The following is a 15,690-nucleotide window of genomic DNA, read 5'->3' as shown; positions in this document are numbered from 1 at the left end:
CGGCAACCTTGCATCCCCTTCCGCAGCTCATGAGGTTGCCGGCCAGCGGCCGGCACTACCGAATCCCACGCGGGTAGCGCCGGGCCACGCCCGGCGAGCGGTCAGCGGTACAGGTGCCCGTACACCGCGTGGCCGATCTGGAACAGGCTGATGCCCAGCACCAGCACGCCGACGGCCACCAGCACCCAGCGCTCCTTCACCCGCTTGACCAGGATCGCCGCCACCGGCGCGGCCATCATGCCGCCGATCAGCAGGCCGGCGACGATCTGCAGGTGCTGCACGCCCATCGACAGCAGGAAGGTGGCCGAGATGGTCAGGGTGACGATGAACTCGGCCGCGTTGACCGTACCGATGGTGGTACGCGCCTGGCCGCCGCGGGCGAGCAGGGTGGAGGTGGCCACCGGGCCCCAGCCGCCGCCGCCGCTGGCGTCGAGCAGTCCGGCGAAGAAGCCCAGCACCGGCACCCGACGGATCTCGCCCTGGGGCATCCAGCGCCCGGCCGCGCGGGCCAGGATGATGATGGCCAGCACCAGCAGGTAGAGGTAGATCAGTGGCCGGATGATGTCGCCGGGGATCTGGGTGAGCACGTAGGCGCCCACGGCGCCGCCCACTGCGCCGGGCAGGGCCAGACGCAGGAACAGGCGCTTATCGACATTGCCGGCTGCCAGGTGCGACACACCCGAGGCGCCGGTGGTGAACACTTCCGCAGTGTGGATGCTGGCGCTGACCTGCGCCGGCGGCAGGCCCATGCTCAGCATCACCGACGAGGACACCAGGCCGAACGCCATGCCCAGCGCGCCGTCCACCAGCTGCGCGCCGAGGCCGATGAGGATGAACCACCAGAATTCGCTGCTCAGTTCCATGCACCGAGCCTAGCGCGCGAAGGAGTGCGGACCAAGGTCCGCACCCACCGGTTGCTCAACGGGTGCCGTACAGCACCACGGTCTTGCCACGTGCATGCAGCAGGCCGTCGGTCTGCAGCTTCTTCAGCACGCGGCCAGCCATTTCGCGCGAGCAGCCCACCAGACGGGCCAGTTCCTGCCGCGAGACGCGCAGCTGGCTGCCCTGCGGGTGGCTCATCGCCTCCGGCTCCTGCGCCAGGTCGTGCAGGGTGCGCACGATCCGGTCAGTGACGTCCAGGAACGCCAGGCGACTGGCCTTGCGGCTGGTGTCGAGCAGGCGCTTGGAGATCTGCTGGCCCAGCGCGTAGAGCAGGCGCGGGGCATCGGCCGACAGCGGGCCGAGGAACAGCTGGTGCAGGCGCTCGTAGCTGATTTCGGCCAGCTCGCAGGCGGTACGGGTCCGCAGGATCACCTCGCGGCGGTCCGATTCAACGAACAGGCCCATCTCGCCGACAAACTCGCCGGCACCGAAGTAGCCCAGTACCAGCTCGCGATCGTCATCTTCCTCGGCCATGATCGAAACCGAGCCGCTGATGACGTAATACAGGGTTCCCGCCGGGTCACCGGGTCGGAAGACGTCGGTACGGGTGGGGTATCGCCGCCTGTGGCTGTGCGCCAGGAAACGATCGATTGTGGCGATATCCAGGGCCAGTGGACTGCTAGCTAGGCGCACGGTTGACACGATAGGAGCGCTCCCTCTGCGCATGAACGGATTCACGGGGTCGATAGCGGAGCTTAACCAGCGCAATTGTTAAGGGCAAACAGTGTGCCAGATGTGAGCGGTCTTCACGTTCCCCCCGGGGACAGTTTGCCCCATAATTCACCCTTTCCCTTCTTACACAGGAATCGACCGCCGTGGTCAAGCCGTTGCCTCGCCTGAGGCTGCAGGGTTTCAACAACCTCACCAAGGCGCTGAGCTTCAACATCTATGACGTGTGTTACGCGCGCACCGAAGAGGAGCGTCAGCGTTACATTGAATACATCGATGAAGAGTACAACGCCGACAGGCTGACTCAAATCTTGACCGATGTCGCTGAGATCATCGGCGCCAACATCCTCAACGTGGCCCGCCAGGATTACGATCCGCAGGGTGCCTCGGTGACGATCCTGATCTCCGAAGAACCGGTGATCGACAAGAAGCAGGCCGGCAAGGAGCTGATCTCCGATGCCGTGGTCGCGCACATGGACAAGTCGCACATCACCGTGCACACCTATCCGGAAACGCACCCGCAGGAAGGTATCGCGACCTTCCGCGCCGACATCGATGTGGCTACCTGTGGCGTCATTTCGCCGCTGAAGGCGCTGAACTACCTGATCGAGAGTCTGGAATCGGACATCGTGATCATGGACTACCGCGTGCGTGGCTTCACCCGCGATGTGAAGGGCAAGAAGCACTACATCGACCACAAGATCAACTCGATCCAGAACTTCCTGGCCAAGAACATCAAGTCGCGTTACGAGATGTTCGACGTCAACGTCTACCAGGAAAACATCTTCCACACGAAGATGCACCTGAAGGACTTCGACCTGGACCAGTACCTGTTCGAGGAGAAGGCCAAGAACCTGTCGTTCAAGGAACGCATGAAGATCGAAGCGCTGCTCAAGCGCGAGATCGAAGAGCTGTTCCACGGCCGGAACCTGTCCGAGTAAGCGCCATGCGCGATGCCGGCAGGCATCGCCACCCAGGCGGGACGACCCGCCCCGTGGAACCTGCGCTTTGCGCACTGTATAGTTCCACGGTGATGTACCGACCCACGGCCCGGTGTGAAAACACCGGGCCGTTTCGTTTTTTCAAAAAGGTAAGGAGCCCCCACCCATGCCCTGGATCTATCTGTTGCTGGCCGGCCTGTTCGAGATCGGTTTCGCCCTCGGAATGAAGTACTCCGAAGGCTTCAGCAAACCCCTGCCCACCGCCGCCACGGTGGTGTCCGCGCTGATCAGCCTGTACCTGATGAGCCAGGCGATGAAGAGCATCCCGGTCGGCACGGCCTATGCGATCTGGACCGGCATCGGCGCCATGGGCGTGGCGGTGCTGGGCATCTACCTGTTCAACGATAGTGCGTCGCCGGCACGCCTGGCCTGCGTGGGCCTGATCGTGGCTGGCGTGATCGGCCTGAAGCTGGTCTCGCCCAATTAACTGGTAGTGCCGGCCGCTGGCCGGCAACCTCAGGATCTTGCCGGCCAGCGGCCGGCACTACCCGGGGCTTACAGCCGGTAGGCGATGGTCTTCATCACCTTGGAGGCCAGCGCCATCGCGCCCGGAATCGGGAACGGCAGGCGGCGTGCGCCGGCCTGCTCGGCGTGCTCCGCGTGGCGGGCCTCGTCGTCCTTCATCACCTTGATGACCGCGCGGCTGCGCAGGTCGCCTGGGGGCAGATCGACCAGGTGTTCGTCCAGATGGGCCTCCACCTGGCGCTCGGTCTCGACCACGAAGCCCAGGTTCCAGCCGTCGCCGCGCAGCCCGGCCAGGGTGCCGATGGTGTAGCTGCCGGCATACCACAGCGGGTTGAACAGGCTTGGGCGGCTGTCCAGCTCGCCCAGCCGGGTGGCGCACCACGCCAGGTGGTCGGTTTCTTCCTGCGCCGCTTCCAGCAGGTGTTCGCGCGTGGCCGGGTCGCGGGCCACGGCGGCCTGGCCGAAGTACAGGCCCTGTGCGCAGACTTCGCCCACGTGGTTGATCCGCATCAGGCCGGCCGCGTGGCGGCGCTCGGCGCTGTCCATGCCCGGCTCGTCGGTATCCGCGGCCGGGTAGGGGCGGGCCGCCGGCGGATTGCCGAAGACCGTGTCCAGGGCGCGTTGCGCCTCGGTCAGCAGATGATCCAGCGGGGTGGTCTGGCGGAGCACGGTCATGGCGGTACGCGATGGGGCGGAAGACCCCGCGATTCTCGCCCGGCCCCGTGCCCCTGCCAACCCGCGGCTGGGGGTGGCTTGCACCGGGGGCTTGACCTGCGTACAATCCCGCCTCTTACGCTTCATCTTTCACAACGCGTGGCAGAGTTCCGGCGAGTCCTTCGCCGCAATGAGCCCGACCTAACTAGAGTTCTTCATGAGCACTTTCACTGCCAAGAACGAGACCGTCCAGCGCGACTGGTACCTCGTCGACGCCGAGGGCAAGACCCTGGGCCGTCTCTGCACCGAGCTGGCCCGCCGTCTGCGTGGCAAGCACAAGCCGGTCTACACCCCGCACGTTGATACCGGCGACTACCTGGTCGTCATCAATGCAGAAAAGATTGTCGTCACCGGCAAGAAGCTGCAGGACAAGATGTATCACCGTTTCACCGGCTACATCGGCAACCTGAAGACCGAGTCCCTGGCTCAGGCGCTGGAGCGCCACCCGGAGCGCGTGATCGAGACCGCCGTCAAGGGCATGCTGCCGAAGGGCCCGCTGGGTCGCCAGATGTACCGCAAGCTCAAGGTCTACGCCGGCACTGAGCATCCGCACGCCGCACAGCAGCCGCAGGTTCTGGATATCTAATCATGGCTATCACTCAAAACTACGGCACTGGCCGCCGCAAGTCCTCCACCGCTCGCGTGTTCCTGCGCAAGGGTTCGGGCAACATCACCGTCAATGGCCGTCCGCTGGACGAGTTCTTCGGTCGTGAGACCGCGCGCATGATCGTGCGCCAGCCGCTCGAGCTGACCAAGAACACCGAAAGCTTCGACATCCTGGTCACCGCCGCTGGCGGCGGCACCACCGGCCAGGCCGGTGCGATCCGTCTGGGCATCGCCCGTGCGCTGGTCGAGTACGACGAAACCCTGAAGTCCGAGCTGCGCAAGGCTGGCTTCATGACCCGTGACGCCCGTGAAGTCGAGCGTAAGAAGGTCGGTCTGCACAAGGCCCGTCGCGCCACCCAGTTCTCCAAGCGCTGATCTACCGCGCCTGGTTGGGCTCCTTCGGGGGCCCGCTGGATGGAAAAGCAAAAGCCCGGCTTCGGCCGGGCTTTTGTCGTTCTGGGGTATGCATTTCGAGGTTGCCGGCCAGCGGCCGGCACTACCTTGGCTTCCTGTAGCGCCGAGCCGATGCTCGGCTGCTCTTCGCCAGGTTGCGGGACCAGATTAAAAAGCAAAAGGCCAGATCTTTCGATCTGGCCTTTTGCTTTTTAATCTGGCTGCCCCGGATGGATTCGAACCACCGAATGCCTGAGTCAGAGTCAGGTGCCTTACCGCTTGGCGACGGGGCAATGTAACGTGTAACTATTTTCTCACTTTTCACACTGAAAAACAACTTGGATTTCAGTGTGGTGGCTATGGGTGGACTCGAACCACCGACCCCAGCATTATGAGTGCTGTGCTCTAACCGGCTGAGCTACATAGCCTCGGTGAGCCCGCTATTCTGCTGATGTGTATCGACCCTGTCAACACTTTTGTGTCGTGCTTGTAGGCCGACAGACGGCATGGGATAGTCCCAACCAGTAGATTTTTTAGGAGTCCGCATCGTGATCGATCCGGACGGCTATCGACCGAACGTCGGCATTGTGCTGATGCGGCAGGACGGCCAGGTGTTCTGGGCACGACGTGTGCGCCGGGATGGCTGGCAGTTCCCGCAGGGTGGCATGAATACCGACGAGACGCCTGTCGAGGCCATGTATCGTGAACTGCAGGAAGAGACCGGCCTGCTGCCTGAGCACGTGGAAGTGCTCGGGGCAACGCCCGGCTGGCTGCGCTACAAGCTGCCGGCGCGGGCCATCCGCCGCAACGAGCGGCAGGTCTGCATCGGCCAGAAGCAGGTCTGGTTCCTGCTGCGCCTGACCGGTGACGAATCCCATGTGTGCCTGGACCATACCGATTCGCCGGAGTTCGACCACTGGCGCTGGGTGGATTTCTGGTACCCGGTGGAGCATGTGGTGATGTTCAAGCGCGGCGTCTATGCACGCGCTTTGCGACATTTGGCGCCGCTGGCACGCGGGGTGGCCGGGCAGGGCGTCACGGCCATGCCCAAGAGTGCTGCCGAGGCCTGGATGCCCGGCCACACGGCTGGCCACGATCGCCCACGAAAGCGTCCGCGCAGCCGTGGCTACTGGCCGAAGAAGGCGCAGGGCGACGTGCCGCCGGCGTAACCGGCTGAACGGTATCGAGAATGGTTCAGGTCTCTGATTGACAACCATTCTCGTTTCCATTGGAATAGCCAACAGGCCACCTCTGGCCTGTCAGCCCGGTTTACGCCTGTGTACGTCTGCATCTGCAACGGAGTCACCGACCACCAGATCCGCGAAGCCGCCAGCCATGGCGTCACGTCGGTGGCCGAGCTGACCATGCGTACGGGCTGTGGCGCCACCTGCGGTTCCTGCCTGGACATGGCCGGCGAACTGCTGGCCAAGGCGCGCGCCACCCACGACCTGCCGTTGCCGGTGCTCGGCCTGGCACAGGTCGCCTGAGCAACCTTTTTCGCGGCGCATTGACGCCGCTCACTCGTTCCCTTCACTGCGTGCCGCACAGGCCAATGCGCACGATTCGCGTTCCTTCACCGGCGCGCGCAAGGCGCTAAAGTGCCTGCGTTTTCAGCGCGCAGGAGCACCCCCATGAAGGGCGACAGCAAGGTCATCGAATTCCTCAACAAGGTCCTCTACAACGAGCTGACCGCGATCAACCAGTACTTCCTGCATGCCAAGATGCTGAAGAACTGGGGCATCAAGGAACTGGCCGAACACGAGTACAAGGAATCGATCGACGAGATGAAGCATGCCGACATGCTCGCCGACCGCATCCTGTTCCTCGAAGGCCTGCCGAACTTCCAGGCGCTGGGCAAGCTTCGCATCGGCGAGAACCCGACCGAGATCCTGCAGTGTGACCTGTCGCTGGAACGCGACGGCGTGGTCACCCTGCGCGAGGCCGTGGCCTATTCCGATTCAGTCGGCGACTACGTCAGCCGCCAGCTGTTCGTGAAGATCCTCGATTCGGAGGAAGAACACATTGACTGGCTGGAAACCCAGCTCGACCTGATCGAGCGTATCGGTGAGCCGAAGTACCTGCTGAGCAAGCTGGAAGAGTGACTTAGCGTCGAGCTTGCTCGACTGTGTCCAGCATGGCGATGGTCGAGCAAGCTCGACGCTACCGATGCTGTGCCAGGTAGCCCGTCAGCGCCACGCGCGCCCGGGCGAATTCCGCAACCAGCAGCGCCACCGCCACGGCGGGGCGCTGCAGGCTGCCGGCACGGGCTTCATGCTCGATGCGCTGCGCGACCGCCGACAGCGACAACACGCCCACATTCGCACTGGATGATTTCAGGGTGTGCGCGAGTGCCTGCAGGCGCGGCTCGTCGCCGTTCTGCGCGGCCTGCTGCAGCTGCTGCACCATTGCGGGTGCATCTTCCAGGAACACCGCGACGATCTGGAGCGCGGCATCGCCGATCACCGCGTGCAGTTCGTCCAGAACACCGCGGTCAAGCACCGGCTGCGGAGCGGCGTGGTCTTTTGTGTTTTGTAGAGCCGAGCCATGCTCGGCTGGCGGGGCTCGACCGGCCGCGGGGGCGTTGCCATCGAGCAAGCTCGACGCTGCGACATCGCTCGATCGTTGCCCCCAGCGCTTCAACAGCGCATGCAACGTGGCGCGCGCGATCGGCTTGGACAGGTAGTCATCCATTCCGGCCTGCAGGCAGCGTTCGCGGTCACCGGCCATGGCATTGGCGGTCATTGCGATGATCGGCAACCGCGGGCGACCGGATTCCGCTTCCTCGGCGCGCCACTGGCGGGTGGCGGCGTAGCCATCCAGCACCGGCATCTGGCAGTCCATCAGAACCACATCCACGCCGCCCTCGCGCAGCGTGAGCAGTGCCTGTTCGCCATCGCTGGCGTTGCGCACCTCGCACTGGAACACCCGCAGCAGTTGTTCGGCCACCATGCGGTTGACCGTGTTGTCTTCCACCAGCAGCACGCGCAGGTGCAGCGGCGGCAATGCCGCTGCCGGCTGCCCATCTTCGGCGTTGGCCAGCAGCGCAGCCGGGCGCGCATGCGCCACCGGAACGGCCAGCAGCGCATGCAGGGCGGCATCATCGAAATGGGCGGGTAGCTGGTGCTGGCGCGGGTGCGGCGGGAGCGCCTCGTCCTGCAGCCACAGCACCCGCAGTGCGTCGTCCTCGCCACGTTCGGCCAACGCCCGCTGCAGCGTCACCTCGCCGTTGCGGCGCGCACGTGCATCAACCAGCAGCCAGGCGGGCGCCTGCTGGCCCGGGCGCGGTACCGCGCGCAGGCGTTCGACCAGCGTATCCAGTTGCGGCAGCGGTTGAACCTGCAGGCCGTGGTGGGCCGCGACGCGCTCGACGCGTGCCTGTAGCGAGGCATCGGCGCTGAACAACAGCAGCGCTGCCGGTGCGCGCGCCATCGCGGGCAGGTCGCCGGGGACCTTCAGCAGCGGAATCTCGAACCAGAACGTGGCGCCCTGGCCAGGCGTGGACTGCACGCCGATGCGGCCCTGCATCAGGTCGATGATGCGCTTGCAGATGGCCAGGCCCAGGCCGGTGCCACCGTAGATGCGGGTGGTCGAGGCATCGGCCTGGCTGAAGGACTGGAACAGGCGCGCCTGCAGTGCCTGGTCGATGCCGATGCCGGTATCGGTGATCTCGAAGCGCAGCTGGTGCTGCGCGGCACCTTCGCCCAGCCGTTGCACGCGCAGCTGCACCTGGCCACGCGCGGTGAACTTGATCGCGTTCGCAAGCAGGTTGCTGAGCACCTGGCGCAGGCGCACCGGGTCACCACGCACCGGCAGCCGCACCGACGGGTCCAGCTGCAGGCCCAGTACCAGGCCCTTCGAATCGGCGGCGCGCTGCATCAGCTGCACCACGCCATCGAGCAGCTCGCGCAGGTTGAAGCTGGTGATCTCCAGTTCCAGCGCCTGCGCTTCCAGGCGCGAGTAATCGAGGATGTCGTCGACGATGCGCAGCAGCTGCTGCGAGCTGGCCGAGGCGGTGGCCAGCATCTGTCGCTGGTCCTCGCCCAGCGGTCCACGTGCGATCAGCTCCAGCATCGGCAGGATGCCGTTGAGCGGGGTGCGGATCTCATGGCTCATCGTGGCCAGGAACTCGCCCTTGGCCAGCACCGCGGCTTCGGCGGCCTGCTTGGCCTGCAGCAGCTGCTGTTCCAGCTGGCCCTGGCGTTCGGTGGTGCGGCGCAGCTGGTCGCGCTCGCTGGCCAGTACGCTGCGCTCGCGCTGCAGGCTGGCCAGCGCACGGTTGCGCGTACGCAGGCGCAGGCCCATCAGCAGCACGATGGCGGCCGCAGCAAGGGCAACCAGCAGCGCGCCCCACAGCGGCACGTCAGAGCACCGCGTTGTGGAAGTCGAAGTTCAGGTCACTGCCGGCCGACTGCACCATGTTGCCCTGGATGTAGTCGACGCCACCGACCCACATCGCGGCTGCGGCTTGTGGGTCTTCGATCTGCTGCCCGATGATCTGCAGGCCGGCGGCATGCGCCTGCTCGATCGCCCTGCGCAGTTCTTCGCGGGTGGCCGGGTTGGCATGGCTGCTGGAGAAGCGCGCGGCCATGCGCACGAACGATAGCGGCAGCTGGGTCAGCAGTGCATCGGCGTCGGCACTGGGTTCGAACTGGCTCAGGCAGAAACGCACGCCGGCGCCGGACATGCGCTGGCAGAACTGCTGCAGTGGCACGGTGTGGATCAACGCGTCGGGCAGGCGTACGTCGACCACCAGCGCGCTACCGGGCAGGTCGCGCCGCTGCAGCGATTCCAGCAGCCAGTCGGCGAAGGCATCGCGCTGCAGGGTGCGCAGCGACTGCGACACGAACAGGTTCAACGGTTGCGTGGCATGCCGGTACAGATCGAGCAGGCCCAGCGCATGGTCCATCACCTGCTGGTCGAGATCAGCGATGCGGCCTGCCGCTTCCGCAGCCGGAATCACCTGGCCGGCCGCCAGTACCGTGCCATCGGCCTGGCGCAGGCGCAGCAACAGCTGGTACTGCGCGGTGTTGCCGCCGGCGACGGCGACGATCGGCTGGTAGGCCAGTTCCAGTTGGCCTTCCAGCAGGGCCAGGTGTTCCTGTTCGGTGATCGCCTGGCGATGCACATGACCGGCGACGCCGGCGCTGAGCAGGCGCGCCTGCAGGGTGGTGCGCTCGACCGCTTCCAGCGCGCTGTTGGCATCGTCGAAGCCCGGCGACATCGGCGCGTAACCGACCACGCCGCGCAGGTGCACCGATTCGTCGTCGCGGATCACGAAGGCCCGCGCCGACAACTGCTCGCGCAGGGTCGCGGCGATGCCTTCGAGGCTGTCTTCGTCAGCACTGCGGGCCAGCAGCAGGAAACTGTTGTCGTTCAAGCGCGCCAGCAGGTGCGGATGACCGGCTTCGGCCAGGCGCTGCCCGGCCTGCACCATCAGGCGCTCGAACGCGGCATAGCCGTAGCGCTCGCGCAGGCCCAGCGCGCTGGCCACTTCAATGAAGAACACGCCCCCGTGGTCGCGGTGGGCGAGCGCGGTGTTGAGCTGCTGCAGCACGTGGTGGCGGGTCGGCAGGCCGGTTTCCGGATTGCTGGTGGCCGGTGCGCCGGTGGCACCGGGCAAGGTTGCGGCCTGGGCACGTGCGCGGCGGATGCGGTTGGCCACCGCCGCGATCAGGTGGCGGGGGCGGATCGGCTTGCTCAGGTAGTCATCTGCACCGCTGTCGAGCACCTCGAACTGGCGCTCCGGATCCGGATCGCCGCTGAGGAACACGATCGGCAGCAACTGCAGGCCAGGCTGCTGGCGGATCAGCGCGGTCAGGCGCATGCCGTCCAGGCCGGGCAGGTGCAGGTCCATCAGGATCAGATCGGGGCGATGTTCCTTGATGGCCTGCAGCGCGCCATCGGCATCGCTGTGCACGATCGCCTGCATCCCGGCACCGTGCAGTACGCTCTGCGCGAACAGGGCCTGGGCGCGGTCATCCTCGACGATCAGCACGCGGTAGGGCGAATCGGAGGGCGGCGGTGCCTGGTCATTGTTGCCTGCTTCAGCCAGTGCGCCAGGGCCGGGCAGCGGCGGCGGTGCGCTGCCGATCGTCGCCGGCGTGTCAACCGCGGCCAGCGACGGGGTTGCCGCCGCGGCGGCTGCGACCGGACTTGCCGGTTCAGCGGTCCAGCGTTGCCAATGATCGGCCGGAGGGGTTTCAGCGCGTCCCGGGCGGGCGCCCGCGGGGGATTCGTTTGCGGCCATCGGTGCTCCTGGTGTTCGCGTCCATTATGCGACAAGCCCGGCGTTCAACCGGTGCCGGGCTGTCGCGGACCGTCTGCGGCGACACCGCGTGCCAGCCAGCGCACGCCTTTCCACAGGGTGCGCCAGACCAGCCACACCAGCAGGGCACCGGCCAGGCTGCAGGCCAGCACCACGATCAGCGCGATCCACGGATGTGCCAGGGCCAGTGCCAGGCCGCCGATCACCACGGTGTCTTCGGCAGCGGACGCGACCCAGTTGCTGGCCGGTTCCGGCGAGGTGTTGAGCAACGCGCGGGTGCCGGCCTTCAGGCCATGGCTGGCCAACGCGACACCGGCACCGGCAGCAAGCGCGCCGGTGCCCAGCTGCCCATCGGGCGACAGCGTGGCGGCGGCGAGGAAGGCACCGGCAGGCACGCGCGCGAGCGTCTGCACAAGGTCCCAGGCCGAGTCCACGCCGGGAATCTTGTCGGCGAAGAATTCGGCCACGGCCAGCGCCGCGGAGGTGCCCAGCACCCACCATGACTCGGTGGCCTGCAGGGCGGGGGGCAGGTCGACCCAGCCGAGCAGGCCGGCCAGGCCGACGCCGAACACGGTGAGGTAGACGCGAATACCGGCCAGCCAGGCCAGCAGGATGCCGATCACGAACAGGTGGGCTTCGGTCATGGCGATGCTCCGGCGACGGAACTGTGCAGGGGGCCACACTATCGGCGATGGCGTGCCTGAACGCCACAGACCGCCGCCGGTCCCTGCGCAGGAAACCCACCTGTCCTGTCATACACTAGCCCGTCGTTTGCCACAGGGGCCGTATCGGTGTCGCCCTCGCGATGCCCCGGAAACCACCCATGAACAACCGCCCACCCATGCGCGTGCAGGTGCGCCTGCCCGGCGCGCCGCAACCGCCGATGGACCGTCGCCGCCTGCTGGTGATCGGTGGCATCTGGCTGCTCAGCCTGGTGTTGGCCGCGCTGGGTGGCTGCTGGATGGCCACGCCGCGCGATGCGCAGGGCCAGCGCCTGCAGGCCGCCGAGAAGCGTGCCGAGGGCCTGCAGACGCAGCTGACCGAGTTGCGCCAGAAACAGGCCACGCTGGAAGCCTCCGACCGCATCAGCCGCGCCGCCAATACCGAGGTGCAGTCCTCGCTGGCCGAGCGTGACGAAGAAATCGCCGGCCTGCGCGCCGACGTCGCCTTCTATGAGCGACTGGTGGGTTCGACCAGCCAGCGCAAGGGCCTGAACACCCATTCCATCGAGTTCAGCCCGGAAGCGGCCGGCACCTGGCAGTACACCGCCGTGCTGACCCAGAACCTCAACCGCGGTGCCATCAGCCAGGGGCAGATGCGCTTCACCGTGGAAGGCGTGAAGAACGGCAAGCTGGCCACGATCAGCTGGGATGATCTGCACCAGCGCAGCAAGGTGCCGGGACAGGATTACTCGTTCCGGTACTTCCAGCAGATCAGCGGCAGCGTGATGCTGCCGGCTGACTTCACCCCGCAACGCGTGCGGGTGACATTGGGGAGTGGTGCGGGGGGCACCACCCAGGTATTCGACTGGAAACAGGCCGGTGCGCCGGCCGCCAAAGGGGAGTAGGCAGATGTTCGGAAGCAGCAAATCCAACCGTGAAGGCCAGCTGGTGGTGGATGCCCTGATCGGCAACCAGGTGGTGATCCGCGGTGATGTGGAATTCAGTGGCGGGCTGTACGTGGAAGGCCGCATCCATGGCAAGGTGATCGCCGCTGAAGGTGCCAGTGGCGCGACCCTGACGGTCGCCGAGCATGGTGTGATCGAGGGTGAGATCCGCGCCCAGGTGGTGGTCATCAGCGGTCGTCTCGACGGCGACGTGCACGCCACCGAGAAGGTCGAGCTGACCCCGAGCGCGCGGGTCAACGGCAATGTCCATTACCAGGTGGTGGAGATGAATGCGGGCGCCCAGCTGAACGGCCGCCTGATCCATGCCAGCGCCCCGATGGCGGCCCTGCCGGCGCCGGAAAGCGACGATGCCAACGGTGGCAAGGGCGATACCGCCGCGCGCCGCAAGCTGGCCGAGGCGATGGCTTGAAACCCAGCGTCGACGCCCCCATGCTGAGGCCATGAGCACGCTAGTCTCCCTGCCCGGCGCCAGCCCGGTCGCCGCGCCCGATTACCAGTCGCTGGAGCGCCCGCTGAACTTCACCGAGTCGGCGGCCGCCAAGGTCAGATCTTTGATCCAGGAAGAGGGCAACCTCGACCTGGCCCTGCGCGTGTACATCGAGGGTGGCGGCTGTTCGGGCTTCCAGTATGGGTTCGAGTTCGACGAGAACCGTGCCGAGGACGATCTGGCGGTGCAGACCAGCGGGGTGACCCTGCTGGTCGACCCGCTGAGCCTGCAGTACCTGATGGGCGCCGAGGTGGACTACACCGAGAGCCTGACCGGTGCCCAGTTCGTGATCCGCAACCCGAACGCCAAGACTACCTGCGGCTGCGGCAGCAGCTTCAGCATGTAAACAGGCCGCGGGGCCTGCCCCCTGCGCGACAAGGTGTGTGGAGCAAGCTCCACCCCACAGCTGGTTTCCGCAAAGCCTGCGGCTTGCCACCCGCATCGATTGACGGCACGCTTGCCGGATGCCCAATACTCCTTCGCCGCTTTCCGGTTTCGCCTTCGTGGGCGAACCGCTGGAGCGCGCCGATGCCCTGCGCGACGATGCCGATGCACTGGCGCGCCTGTGGCCGGGCGCGCGCATTCTCGTGCTCGATCAGGACGGTACCGCCTTCACCGGCGACGACGACCAGCCCTTGGCGCTGACCGGCGCCGACATCGGTGGTGGCCCTGGTGCCGCAGTCTTCCTCGGCCTGCGTGGCGAGCAGGCCTGGTTCTCGGTCGAAGCCGCCAGCGTTTCGGTTACTGCGCCGCGCCGGCTCGACCTGCGCCAGGCCGCCCTGCTGTGGTCGATGGCCGATGCGACCGCCTTCAGCTATGCCCGCGGCATGTCCTACTGGCATTCGCGCACCCGCTTCTGTGGCGTGTGCGGCGGTGCCGTGGCATTTGCCCGTGGCGGCTTTGTCGGCCGTTGCACGCAGTGTTCCACCGAGCACTACCCTCGGGTCGATCCGGCGGTGATCGTGGCGGTGGAGAACCAGGGCCGGCTGCTGCTGGGCCGGCAGTCGAACTGGGCGCCGCGCCGTTACTCGGTGCTGGCCGGCTTTGTCGAACCGGGCGAGACCTTCGAACAGACCGTAGTGCGCGAAGTACACGAGGAAAGCAAGGTGCGGGTGACCGCCTGCCAATACCTCGGTTCGCAGCCGTGGCCGTTCCCTGGTGCGCTGATGATCGGCTTCCGTGCGCAGGCCCAGGATGACCTGCCGACCGTGGACGGAGAGCTGGAAGACGCGCGCTGGTTCAGCGCCGAAGACGTCGGCGCGGCGCTGTCACGTGATGTCGAGGACGATGGCCAGGGCATCCGCCTGTCGCCGCCGATCTCGATCTCGCGGGGCCTGATCGAGCATTGGTACCGCCAGCAGCAGGGGTGATGGCAAGGGGCTGCCACGCGTGTTCTGGTGCCAGCATTGCCGCCACCTGAACACGCCTCGGGTTACAGTGCGATCCATCGCAGGAGGCGTCGCTGCGACAGGTAAGGTAGCGACGCCTAGCGTTCTGTTTCGTAGGGAGACCTGCCATGTTCACCACTCTGGCCGCCGTGCTGGTGGCACTGGCCTTGGGCCATGTGGCTCCGGCCGCTGCCGCTTCGCTGCGCCGTTTCGATGGCTTCCGGCGCTGGCTGGGCTGGCTGGACGCGCGGGGTGGCAAGGCCTGGCAGGGGCCGGCAGGCGTGGCCCTGGCGCTGCTGCCGCCGCTGCTGCTGATGGCGCTGCTGGCCTGGCTGCTGCGCGGCGCGCTGTTCGGCCTGCCATCGTTGCTGCTGGGCGTGGCGGTACTGGCGTGGTGCTGGGGCCCGCGCGACCTGGACCGCGATATCGAAGCGATCATCGATGCCGACGATGCCGCGACGCGTCAGGCGGCGGTGCGCAACCTGCAGTCGGCCGGCGGCAGCCTGCGCGAGGACATTCCGTCACTGGTCGAGGCGACCGTACTCAACGCGCTGCGGCGCTGGTTCGCGGTGCTGTTCTGGTTCCTGCTGCTGGGCCCGGCCGGTGCGCTGGGGTACCGGCTGCTGGCACTGATGGCGGAAAGCCCGATGCGCGCGCGCGTGCCGGTGGAGCCGCTGGCACTGGCACAACGCCTGCTGGGCTGGATCGAGTGGCCGGTGGCGCAGTTGATGGCGTTCTCGATGGCGCTGGTGGGTAACTTCGATACGGCGTGGAAGGCCTGGCGCCAGGCCCATGGCGAACGCCTGGCCGGTGACATCGGCTTTCTTGGCGCGGTGGCACGGGCCAGCGTCAACGCCGAGCTGCGCGAAGATGCGCACGATTACACCGAGGCGGGACTGTTGCCGGTATGGCAGCGGCTGCCGGACCTGCGCGATGCGATGAGCCTGGTGTGGCGGATGCTGCTGCTGTGGCTGGCGATCCTCGCCCTGCTGGTGATTGCAGGCTGGGTGACGTAGTGGCTTTGCCGGGCTTGCAGCCCTGCACCTGCAGAGGCAAAGGTCGGAGCAACAGCAACAGCAGCTCTGGATTGCTGATGGTTGGGCGGGACGGTGTGGGGCTGCAGGACACGCCGT

General features: G+C 66.6%; 18 protein-coding genes and 2 tRNA genes. 12 read left to right on the top strand and 8 right to left on the bottom strand.

Annotated elements, in window-relative coordinates; all coding sequences use genetic code 11:
• Nucleotides 1-101: 101 nt before the first annotated feature.
• Nucleotides 102-863: a sulfite exporter TauE/SafE family protein gene (locus ACZK2G_RS19945; RefSeq protein ID WP_046983690.1), complete on the bottom strand. Its 762-nt coding sequence runs from the start codon at nt 861-863 to the stop codon at nt 102-104.
• A gap of 55 nt (nt 864-918) precedes the next feature.
• A complete protein-coding gene (crp, locus tag ACZK2G_RS19940; RefSeq protein ID WP_010482649.1) occupies nt 919-1,608 on the bottom strand; it encodes a cAMP-activated global transcriptional regulator CRP in 690 nt (229 codons plus the stop codon).
• Between the two features lie 149 nt (nt 1,609-1,757).
• On the opposite strand from crp, the gene speD reads away from it, so the two are divergent.
• Nucleotides 1,758-2,552, top strand: a complete 795-nt coding sequence (gene speD / locus ACZK2G_RS19935) for an adenosylmethionine decarboxylase (RefSeq protein ID WP_006473908.1) — start codon at nt 1,758-1,760, stop codon at nt 2,550-2,552.
• Nucleotides 2,553-2,718: 166 nt separating this feature from the next.
• Nucleotides 2,719-3,039 (top strand): DMT family transporter, encoded by a 321-nt coding sequence (locus ACZK2G_RS19930; protein WP_005411314.1) that lies wholly within the window; start codon nt 2,719-2,721, stop codon nt 3,037-3,039.
• A 68-nt stretch (nt 3,040-3,107) separates the two neighbouring features.
• Here the strand turns inward: ACZK2G_RS19930 and coq7 are convergent, their stop codons facing one another.
• Complete coding sequence (gene coq7 / locus ACZK2G_RS19925) at nt 3,108-3,752, bottom strand: 2-polyprenyl-3-methyl-6-methoxy-1,4-benzoquinone monooxygenase (protein WP_136639162.1); 645 nt, start codon at nt 3,750-3,752, stop codon at nt 3,108-3,110.
• 196 nt (nt 3,753-3,948) lie between these two features.
• Between coq7 and rplM the strand changes: the two genes are divergently transcribed.
• Together rplM and rpsI are read left to right on the top strand one after the other, a co-directional pair.
• Nucleotides 3,949-4,377, top strand: a complete 429-nt coding sequence (rplM, locus tag ACZK2G_RS19920; RefSeq protein WP_006398837.1) for a 50S ribosomal protein L13 — start codon at nt 3,949-3,951, stop codon at nt 4,375-4,377.
• A gap of 2 nt (nt 4,378-4,379) precedes the next feature.
• Entirely contained in the window at nt 4,380-4,772 is a 393-nt protein-coding gene (rpsI, locus tag ACZK2G_RS19915) for a 30S ribosomal protein S9 (RefSeq protein ID WP_005411311.1), read from the top strand.
• 236 nt (nt 4,773-5,008) lie between these two features.
• Here rpsI and ACZK2G_RS19910 read toward each other — a convergent pair.
• A tRNA-Gln gene (locus tag ACZK2G_RS19910) sits at nt 5,009-5,083 on the bottom strand.
• A gap of 58 nt (nt 5,084-5,141) precedes the next feature.
• Nucleotides 5,142-5,218 (bottom strand) — tRNA-Met (locus ACZK2G_RS19905).
• Between the two features lie 120 nt (nt 5,219-5,338).
• Between ACZK2G_RS19905 and ACZK2G_RS19900 the strand changes: the two genes are divergently transcribed.
• From ACZK2G_RS19900 to bfr, 3 genes are all read left to right on the top strand, one after another.
• On the top strand, nt 5,339-5,959 hold the full coding sequence (locus ACZK2G_RS19900) for an RNA pyrophosphohydrolase (protein WP_006398836.1): 621 nt from the start codon (nt 5,339-5,341) through the stop codon (nt 5,957-5,959).
• A 108-nt stretch (nt 5,960-6,067) separates the two neighbouring features.
• Entirely contained in the window at nt 6,068-6,277 is a 210-nt protein-coding gene (locus tag ACZK2G_RS19895) for a (2Fe-2S)-binding protein (RefSeq protein WP_032951724.1), read from the top strand.
• A gap of 144 nt (nt 6,278-6,421) precedes the next feature.
• Nucleotides 6,422-6,892: a bacterioferritin gene (gene bfr / locus ACZK2G_RS19890; RefSeq protein WP_006398834.1), complete on the top strand. Its 471-nt coding sequence runs from the start codon at nt 6,422-6,424 to the stop codon at nt 6,890-6,892.
• A gap of 58 nt (nt 6,893-6,950) precedes the next feature.
• On the opposite strand, the gene ACZK2G_RS19885 is transcribed toward bfr, so the two are convergent.
• Genes ACZK2G_RS19885 through ACZK2G_RS19875 form a run of 3 tightly spaced genes read right to left on the bottom strand, consistent with a single transcriptional unit; the run spans nt 6,951 to nt 11,699 of the window.
• Nucleotides 6,951-9,149, bottom strand: a complete 2,199-nt coding sequence (locus ACZK2G_RS19885; RefSeq protein ID WP_426354982.1) for an ATP-binding protein — start codon at nt 9,147-9,149, stop codon at nt 6,951-6,953.
• A 1-nt stretch (nt 9,150) separates the two neighbouring features.
• Nucleotides 9,151-11,037 (bottom strand): EAL domain-containing protein, encoded by a 1,887-nt coding sequence (locus tag ACZK2G_RS19880; RefSeq protein ID WP_478474188.1) that lies wholly within the window; start codon nt 11,035-11,037, stop codon nt 9,151-9,153.
• Between the two features lie 44 nt (nt 11,038-11,081).
• Nucleotides 11,082-11,699 (bottom strand): DUF4126 domain-containing protein, encoded by a 618-nt coding sequence (locus tag ACZK2G_RS19875; RefSeq protein WP_046983694.1) that lies wholly within the window; start codon nt 11,697-11,699, stop codon nt 11,082-11,084.
• A 179-nt stretch (nt 11,700-11,878) separates the two neighbouring features.
• Here ACZK2G_RS19875 and ACZK2G_RS19870 point away from each other — a divergent pair, with 179 nt between their 5' ends.
• The 5 genes from ACZK2G_RS19870 to ampE all read left to right on the top strand — a co-directional run bounded on the left by ACZK2G_RS19870 (nt 11,879) and on the right by ampE (nt 15,573).
• Nucleotides 11,879-12,622 (top strand): DUF6776 family protein, encoded by a 744-nt coding sequence (locus ACZK2G_RS19870; RefSeq protein WP_012512305.1) that lies wholly within the window; start codon nt 11,879-11,881, stop codon nt 12,620-12,622.
• A gap of 4 nt (nt 12,623-12,626) precedes the next feature.
• Nucleotides 12,627-13,091, top strand: coding sequence for a bactofilin family protein (locus ACZK2G_RS19865; RefSeq protein WP_046983695.1), 465 nt, complete (start codon nt 12,627-12,629; stop codon nt 13,089-13,091).
• A gap of 31 nt (nt 13,092-13,122) precedes the next feature.
• Nucleotides 13,123-13,515 carry an iron-sulfur cluster insertion protein ErpA gene (erpA, locus tag ACZK2G_RS19860; RefSeq protein ID WP_046983696.1) on the top strand — a complete coding sequence of 131 codons (393 nt, stop codon included), beginning with the start codon at nt 13,123-13,125 and terminating at the stop codon, nt 13,513-13,515.
• A 118-nt stretch (nt 13,516-13,633) separates the two neighbouring features.
• The gene (gene nudC / locus ACZK2G_RS19855; RefSeq protein ID WP_478474187.1) at nt 13,634-14,539 is read left to right on the top strand and encodes an NAD(+) diphosphatase; all 906 of its coding nucleotides are present in this window, start codon (nt 13,634-13,636) and stop codon (nt 14,537-14,539) included.
• Nucleotides 14,540-14,685: 146 nt separating this feature from the next.
• Nucleotides 14,686-15,573 (top strand): regulatory signaling modulator protein AmpE, encoded by an 888-nt coding sequence (ampE, locus tag ACZK2G_RS19850; protein ID WP_046983698.1) that lies wholly within the window; start codon nt 14,686-14,688, stop codon nt 15,571-15,573.
• The last annotated feature ends 117 nt before the right edge of the window (nt 15,574-15,690 follow it).

Source organism: Stenotrophomonas sp. 107298_Sma, from assembly GCF_056480345.1.
The sequence above is the reverse complement of the archived record's forward strand: the minus strand, read 5'-3'. Positions and strand labels throughout refer to the sequence as shown.

Excerpts from the sequence above, each read along its gene's own strand:
- ACZK2G_RS19870 (WP_012512305.1), top strand. The coding sequence starts at position 11,879 with ATGAACAACCGCCCACCCATGCGCGTGCAGGTGCGCCTGCCCGGCGCG.
- coq7 (WP_136639162.1), bottom strand. The coding sequence starts at position 3,752 with ATGACCGTGCTCCGCCAGACCACCCCGCTGGATCATCTGCTGACCGAG.
- ACZK2G_RS19945 (WP_046983690.1), bottom strand. The coding sequence starts at position 863 with ATGGAACTGAGCAGCGAATTCTGGTGGTTCATCCTCATCGGCCTCGGC.
- erpA (WP_046983696.1), top strand. The coding sequence starts at position 13,123 with ATGAGCACGCTAGTCTCCCTGCCCGGCGCCAGCCCGGTCGCCGCGCCC.
- ACZK2G_RS19930 (WP_005411314.1), top strand. The coding sequence starts at position 2,719 with ATGCCCTGGATCTATCTGTTGCTGGCCGGCCTGTTCGAGATCGGTTTC.
- rplM (WP_006398837.1), top strand. The coding sequence starts at position 3,949 with ATGAGCACTTTCACTGCCAAGAACGAGACCGTCCAGCGCGACTGGTAC.
- ACZK2G_RS19865 (WP_046983695.1), top strand. The coding sequence starts at position 12,627 with ATGTTCGGAAGCAGCAAATCCAACCGTGAAGGCCAGCTGGTGGTGGAT.
- ACZK2G_RS19875 (WP_046983694.1), bottom strand. The coding sequence starts at position 11,699 with ATGACCGAAGCCCACCTGTTCGTGATCGGCATCCTGCTGGCCTGGCTG.
- bfr (WP_006398834.1), top strand. The coding sequence starts at position 6,422 with ATGAAGGGCGACAGCAAGGTCATCGAATTCCTCAACAAGGTCCTCTAC.
- ACZK2G_RS19880 (WP_478474188.1), bottom strand. The coding sequence starts at position 11,037 with ATGGCCGCAAACGAATCCCCCGCGGGCGCCCGCCCGGGACGCGCTGAA.
- rpsI (WP_005411311.1), top strand. The coding sequence starts at position 4,380 with ATGGCTATCACTCAAAACTACGGCACTGGCCGCCGCAAGTCCTCCACC.
- crp (WP_010482649.1), bottom strand. The coding sequence starts at position 1,608 with ATGCGCAGAGGGAGCGCTCCTATCGTGTCAACCGTGCGCCTAGCTAGC.
- ampE (WP_046983698.1), top strand. The coding sequence starts at position 14,686 with ATGTTCACCACTCTGGCCGCCGTGCTGGTGGCACTGGCCTTGGGCCAT.
- nudC (WP_478474187.1), top strand. The coding sequence starts at position 13,634 with ATGCCCAATACTCCTTCGCCGCTTTCCGGTTTCGCCTTCGTGGGCGAA.